General features: G+C 27.6%; 2 protein-coding genes. Both read right to left on the bottom strand.

The genetic code is table 4. The features are described 5' to 3' along the window. A partial coding sequence (locus T395_RS03440; RefSeq protein ID WP_036458499.1) for a GA module-containing protein occupies positions 1–5551 on the bottom strand: 5551 nt, incomplete at its 3' end. 339 nt (positions 5552–5890) lie between these two features. Continuing rightward, positions 5891–6181 carry an IS3 family transposase gene (locus tag T395_RS03445; RefSeq protein WP_169734117.1) on the bottom strand — a complete coding sequence of 97 codons (291 nt, stop codon included), beginning with the start codon at positions 6179–6181 and terminating at the stop codon, positions 5891–5893. Positions 6182–6613 lie beyond the last annotated feature (432 nt).

A 6613-nucleotide genomic window follows, 5' to 3' on the forward strand; every position in this document is an offset into this window, starting at 1 on the left:
CATCTAATAAAGCTTGTTTTTCTTCTTCAGGAACATTGTTATTAATGTATTGGGTAACTTTTTCTTTTTCAACTTGTAAAGTAGTTTTAAAACCTGTTAAAGTAATTGTTCTTGTACCAGTTGAAACAACTACTGGGTTTTTTTGTGGGTCGTTATTTGAATTCACTATTGCTTTGGTTGAAACAATTTTGAATGTTATGTTTAATGTACCATTATCATTGTTTGGTGATAATTCAATACTGTTTAAATAACCTTCAACATTTAAGTTTGCTGGGTTGTTAAACGCTTTAATAGCTTCTTTAGCAACTTCACTTGGCAATTGATTTCTATCAATTGCGTTAGTATCACTTTCATTAATAGTAAATGAATTATTTAAATCAGCCAAAATATCATCCACTCTTTGTTGTTCAGTTAAAGTGCTTAAGGCGTTATTATCATTTAATGTATAAACCTTAGTTGATTGAACACTTTCAAGATTTTCTTTAGTTGATTGATATTTGTAACTTAAGTCTAATTTACCTGTTAATTCATTTGGATTTGAAATAGCTAAATCAACTGGAGTTACATTGTCAGGCATAGTTGAAGAAATGAATTCAACTTCATTATTATCAATTTCGCTTGCTGTATCTGTAGCTTGTTTTGCGTCTTTAACTTTAGCTAAAGCAAGAGATAAATCATTTAATCTTGCTAATTCTTCTTCATAACGTTTTTGACCGTTTAAATTATTAATTGCGGTTTGAATTTTGTTATTTAATGTATCAATATTAGATTTGTTCATTAAATTATCATTATTGTCAGTATTTAAAGCAGCTACTAAATCTTCTGCTTCTTTAATCACTCCGCCTTTTTGATTGCCATCTTTAGTTGGATTGCCATCATAGGCTTCTCTTAAGGCGTTAGTAGTATAAGTATAATTATTGCCTGTTGTTACATTGTTTTGATTTGCAATGTATTCACGCAGGGTTTTCATTGAAGAATTTAATGCATTATTAGTTGCATCTTGACCAGTAACACCATTAATTGTTGTTTGTCCATTAATTAAAGCAATTGCTTTTTCTTTTTGTTTATCAGTTAATGATGAATAATCGGAATTAACTTTAGCTATTGCATCATTTTTAACTTTTTGTAATCTTTCTTCACCATTTAAATTACTAATTGCTTCTTGAATTGCTTTAGTTCTATTTTTTACTACTTCTAATGATAAATTAGATCCTTGAGTTTTATCAACATCAGTTTTTTGTTGATTTACCGCATCATCTAAAGCACTCTGATTATCTGCTTGAGTATAATTTGTGCCTTGTTTAAGCGTTTCAATATTATTAGTTGCATCGTTGTAAGCTTTCATTGCATCATTTAAATCACTTGCATTTTTCGCAATTTGATCTAATTGATTTAGATTAGCTTGATCAACTTCATTTTTAAGTGCTGTTTTTTGTGCATCATTTAAATATTTATAATTATCAATTGCTTTTGTCGCTGCATCTTTTTGATTTTTCTCATATTGAGCTTGAGTTAAGAAACCAGTTCTAGTTTGTGATGCTGAAAGATCACTATAAATATTATTGTTATCGACTGCTTCTTCAGTAATTGTTACTAAATCTTCTTTAGTTCTTGTAGTTTTTAATTTATATGTATATGAAACTGAGCCATCAGCATCATTAGCTGCAGGAGATGATAAATTAGTTAATTCAACTTGATTAGTAGTTCCATAATTATTTGCTAAAGTAATTGTGTAATCAGTATTTAAAGTTGAATCTGAAGCACGTTTGATAGGATCTGCAGTGATGTTAAGAACTGTATTTTGATTAGTATTTGTGTCTTGTGTGATCAAATTATTTAATCTGGTTGATTCTGTTTGAAAACCAGTAATTTCTGCGGTTTTTTCATTAGAAATAGCACTTGCATCAACAGTTGATTGCAATTTATAAGAAATTTTAATTTTGCCGGTTATATCGTTATAACCAAGATATCTAACACTACCTGGATAAATTTTTGTTTTTTCTGGTAATGTTCAAGTAATATCATCAGCGTTATTATCTCTATTTACAACAACTGACGCTTGAATATTTGATTTTTGACTCGCATCTATATAATTCGGAGTAGCATTTAAATCATTAACTCTATTTTGCTCATTAGAAAAACCAGTAATATCATAGGTTTTATTTTGAGTATAAACATTAGTTTTATCACTTGATTTTACTACTCTATAAGTAACGGTTAAAGTTCCAGTGTTATTATTACCATCAATATCAATAATTTCAGTTTCTAAACCATTTACATCAGGAGAAATGCTTTTTTGAGAAACTAAATTTTGTTGAGCAGTTGTAGGCTCAATATTTTTATTTGGATAATCAAAAGTAGCAGTATAGTTTTTAATTCTGGCTCTTTCACTATTAATATCAGTTCATTTCTCAACAATTGCTTTAACATTTTTGTCTGAACCAATTAAAATTTTGTCAGTAAATGGTTGGTTTACATCATAACTATCTTTGTAAAGAGCGGCACTATCTATTTCTTTTTTAACTTGAGTTTTTTCTGCGTCTGTTAATTCATTTAATGCTGAAATTTGAGTTTTAGCTGTAGTTTTTGCAGTGGCAAAAGCACTAGCCATTTGATCGTTTATTTTTTTAATAAATTCAGTATTAACACTAAGTGTGACTGCTTTTTCATCATAAGTAAAAATCTTGTTTGAACCTAAAGCAGTTTGTAAATCGTTTTTAGCACTTGTTTTTTGATTTGTGTCTAAATAGTTAAAGTTATTTATTTCGGTATTAAATTCATTAATTGCACCGTTAAGACCTTTTGCTTTTTCTATTCATTGTTGAGTAAAAATATTATTATTGCTGTTATAAAAACTAGTAAGAATATCAGTTGATGCAAAAATATTTGGAATGGTTTTACCAGAAGCATTTGTTAAGTTTTTATCAAACGCATCAAGAGTTGTTAAATCAATTCTATTTGCAGAACTTGCAAATTCAAAAGAACCTAAATTATTAAAGTCACTTTGTGATTGTTTATAAGTTTCAATTTGTGACTTAACTGAATTTTTATCATTATTTAATTTATTAACTTTACCTATTAAATCAATAATTGCTTTAATTTGATTATTTGTAGCATCTAAATTAACAAATGGACTTAGTTGGGTTTTTGAACCAAGATTTTTAACTTGATCTTTAATTGTATCGATAATAAGGTCTTTAGCTTTATTGTAATTTCCACTATAAGTTGAAGAACTTTCTTGAGTAATTGGATATTGTTCTAATTTTGCAAAATATTTTTCAATTTCAGTTTTACCACTATTTATTACAGCAGTGAAATTATTATTAAGTGCATTGTAAACTGCTTCCATTCAAGATTTTAAACTACTATATGATGCGTCATTTGAATTAGAAGTTGAATATTCTGTAGAAGTTGTTCTATTAATTGCACCAGATCCTGTATTGTATTGACTTGAACGGAAATTAATTTTGTTAATATTTCTGGTTATTACTGAATCTAAAGTGTCTTTAGATGATTTTGTAGCTAATGCATAAATAATTTTATTAGTTATATTTGCATTGTAAGTTGAATCATAAACATTGTCACTAAGAGGGAAATCACGAATCTCTTTATATTTTGATTCAATTGTTTCTTGTAGATTATCGAGAGTATCAATTTTCTTTTTTCATTCAGTTAAAAGTGTATCGTTTGAATATTTATTGCTTGCATTAAATCCTGATTCATTCTCTAATGCCATTTTTAAATAGTCTTTTTGGCCTTTATTTAATCATTGTTTAGCATCAACATATCTTTTAGCTAATTCAAGATCAGTATATGTATAAACAATTGGACTAAATTCAATTCCGGTACTATCAAATCTACTTGATGTTAATGGACTTGCAGTTAATGAATTACCACTTTTAACTTTTCATTTTTTAGCATCTGCGCTAGAAATTGTACTTTTTAAACGTAAAGCATTTGTATCCCTTACTGCTTTTGTATCTTGATAAATATTTTTTGTACTAATTGTACTTTTGTTTCTATTAATTCCTTTTTTATCAATGTCATAATTAATAATTGAATTTCCTTCTTCAGTAATTCTTAAAGTTGTGTCTGGAAATGCATCACTATTTGGATCATAAAGATCAGAACCAAGCGCCGAATCAATATTTTCTAAAGTATAGAATTTTTTAAGTTGAGATTCAGATCTGTCAGCTATTTTTCAAAATCCAGAAACAATTCTTTGATTAATATCATCATCTTTTTCACGATATTCTGCTGATCCGAAGAAAGATTTTTTGTCTGTTGACGAACCAGTATTTCCAAAAAATGTTGTATTACTTGGATTAGTCACATCATTATACGGTTCAAATTCTGCTTCTGCTACTGCTCCAGCAACTAAATAATCAAGCTTTTTATCCATTTGAATATTGAAGACAAATAAACCACCTTGGTTGCTATATATAATGCCTTCTGGTCTTGAATCATTAATAAGGTTTTTTTGAAATAAACCAAAATTTACATATGAAGAATTATTATTTGATAATTTAAATCCATTATTTCTAATGCTTTGCATATCAGTGAAGCCAGTCACTAGAATATCATACATTCCATTATATTTATCTGAAGCTTTATAATTATCTCAAATTCTTTTTTTGTTAAGTAAATCGGAACTTAAACCATTTGTATATGATGTTGGAATATTTTTGTAATAAGGCAAGTATGCATAGTTAGTTAATCATGCTTCTAATCTATCCCCATCTTGAGAAGCTACAAGAGAATCTTTATTCACTGTTTCTACTTTTCCAATTCAAGGTGAAATATCATAATCAGATAAGATAGCATTATTTTCTTCTTTTAATTTGATAGTATAAGTTTTTTTCTTTAAAACATTTGAAACATTTCTATCATCAACTTTTATGTACAAGTGAATTTTAATATCACTTGCTAATTTCATATCATTTGAAAAATAAAATGCTCCTGTATAGAATGTTGATTGCGTACCTTGATTCGAAGAGCCAAGTAATGGTTTATTAACTAAGTTATAACCTATTTTAAATCTTTTAGTACCTGTTCCTGGATTATATCCATTTCCGTTTCATCATGGTCCATGATCTACATTTTTACTACTAAAACCTTCTACTTGTCAAGAATAAAGTGTTCCATTTTCTGTTGTATAACCACTACCCGTTCAATCAGAAACATTTACATTGTTCGGAAATCCTGAACTTGAAGCATCAAATAATCTAAATCATGAGTCTCCGACATTTTTATATGCTCATAAATCATTTCTATCATCTGGAGACTCATTACCAGATCTGTTATAAATTTTTACATATCTATATGGTGCATATCTGGCATTATGATCTGAAGTGGGAAGTGAATTATAGTTCTTTCAAATATCATCTTGCACATTAGTATTAACTCGATCAAAAGTTCAATTTTGGCCTGAAATAGTTTTGATTGACACATTGTTTGAACTTGTAGTCAATGAAAGAGGCAAAACAAGTCCTATTAATGGTACTGATGCAGGTACAATTAAAAGACTCCTTTTTAATCTTTTATTTTTCATATATATCTCCTATTCCCTATATATATTTATTATTAAATTTACATAATTTATATAAATGAATAGGGATATAATAGCACTAAAAAAGGCCTTCTAAAAAAAAAAAAAAAAAGCCGCAAAAAAAGTCAAAAAAACAGGTCATTTTTGGCTATTTTTGTAAAAATAAGGGTTTTTGCTAGGTTTTTTAGTTATTTAATACTTTTTTGTGTTAAGCTTAAAAAATATTAATTTTTTAACTTTGTTTTTTAAATAATTAATAATTAAGAACATAAACTGGGACACTAAAAGTGAGCAGAAGGTTTAATTAGACATAATAACGCCTCAATGTTTTTGAGGTGTTTTTTAATCTAATTTTGATTGAATTCTTTCATTATTGTATCCAAAAATAAAATCATTAATTATTTTGCCAAGATCATCAAAAGTTATCTGGGTTATATCAATTAATTTTAAACATTCAGATTTTAAAATGGAAAAGAAATATTCTGCTTCTGTGTTGTATAGAGAGTTAACGACTCTCCTCGTTGAAACAACGCCATTATTTTTAGATATTGTTTGCAAATAATCTTTAGATGAATATTGGAAACCATGGTCTGAATGTGCTATTCATTGTTTGTTCAATTTTATTTTTGACATATGTTTCATAACTAAATCTAAATCATTTCTTTTTAACAAATTGTAATTCACAATAAATTTACTTTTGTTGTCAATGGCGATTGGAAAAAACAAAATTGTTTTCACAATCTTTTGGTGCTGTAATACATATAACATCTGTTGCGGTTATTTGATTGGTTTTTAATTCTACCAATAGTCCTATAATTAAGCAATATTTGATATTTTCGCTTGATGTAATTTTCTAATATTTTTCTTCCAAATATACATTTATTCTTTTTTATTCCGAGTTTTCAAGTTTGAAGACGGATTTTGGTGCGCCCTTATATGCAAAAAATTCAACAAAAAAATCAACCTAAATGGTTGATCTTTTATGTTAAGTTTATTTTAATAATTTGTTTTTAATCGCTGGAATAGCCAACAAGATTCCTAATGATAATGCGGTAGCAATTGAAG

The organism is Mycoplasmopsis iners ATCC 19705, assembly GCF_000701805.1.
GTDB lineage: Bacteria > Bacillota_I > Bacilli_A > Mycoplasmatales > Metamycoplasmataceae > Mycoplasmopsis > Mycoplasmopsis iners.